Raw genomic sequence first — 932 nt, forward strand, 5'->3', positions numbered from 1 at the left:
CTAGTTCGTTATGCGAAATCTCTTAGAAAATTCTTTTTAACAAAAATAACTCAAAAAAAGGAAATTTTTAATCTTTACACTGAGTTCACAAAGTTAAACAGTTCTGGTAGATGAAAAGTCGAGTTTATATTGAAACTTCAGTAATAAGCTACTATACAGCCAAACTTTCTAAAGATATTCGCACTTTATCACGTCAAGAAACCACAATTGACTGGTGGGAAGATGAAATGAGCAAATTTGACTGCTTTATTTCTCTTGCCGTTATTGAAGAAATTTCAAAGGGAAACCAACTCGAAGCTGAAAAAAGATTAAAAGCATCCGAAAATTTGCCAATTTTAGCAGAAAAAGTCGAAATTATGACTCTTGCTGACAAATATTTTTCAAAATTAAACATTCCAGAAAAATCTAAATATGATACCATTCATATCGCGTATGCGTCATTTTATGAAGTTGAGTATCTTTTAAGTTGGAATATGAAACACATTTCTAACCCTAGAACTCAAAGTGCATTAATTGATTTGAATTTAGAACTAAATTTAAAAACACCCTTGCTTATTACGCCGGAAGCTTTAATGGAGATTTCATAATGGAAGATTTAATTATAACAGAAGTTAGAAAAATTAAAGCCGAGTTAGAACAAGAAAGTAAAAATGATTTTGAACTAATTCTAAAAAAACATCAATCGCTACATGAAATTTATAAAACAAGAATTGTAGAGAAAGATGAATTAGATAGAAAGTCTAAAACCCCTTCTTTAAAATAAGAGACTTCGCATAACAGCGCGGAAACGCTGCGCTTCGGCACTTACGGCCTCGCTTGGCCTGCGGCACATTCCTCTCCGTCACGCTTTCTTGCGCACGCAAGAAGCGCGCCGACGCTAACGCCTCTGCGAGGCTCAGCTACGAGGAACGTCGTCTCCACTAGTTCGTTAT

2 protein-coding genes are annotated in these 932 nt (G+C 34.9%); both read left to right on the forward strand.

Going from position 1 to position 932, the window contains the following annotated elements; translation table 11 throughout:
- Positions 1 to 110: 110 nt before the first annotated feature.
- Positions 111 to 587 (forward strand): type II toxin-antitoxin system VapC family toxin, encoded by a 477-nt coding sequence (locus EHQ16_RS09520; RefSeq protein ID WP_135633354.1) that lies wholly within the window; start codon positions 111 to 113, stop codon positions 585 to 587.
- Positions 587 to 763 (forward strand): hypothetical protein, encoded by a 177-nt coding sequence (locus EHQ16_RS19490; RefSeq protein ID WP_167482651.1) that lies wholly within the window; start codon positions 587 to 589, stop codon positions 761 to 763. Before EHQ16_RS09520 ends, EHQ16_RS19490 begins: the two co-directional genes overlap by 1 nt.
- The last annotated feature ends 169 nt before the right edge of the window (positions 764 to 932 follow it).

Source organism: Leptospira kanakyensis (genome assembly GCF_004769235.1).
In the GTDB taxonomy this organism is placed as follows: Bacteria; Spirochaetota; Leptospiria; order Leptospirales; family Leptospiraceae; genus Leptospira_A; species Leptospira_A kanakyensis.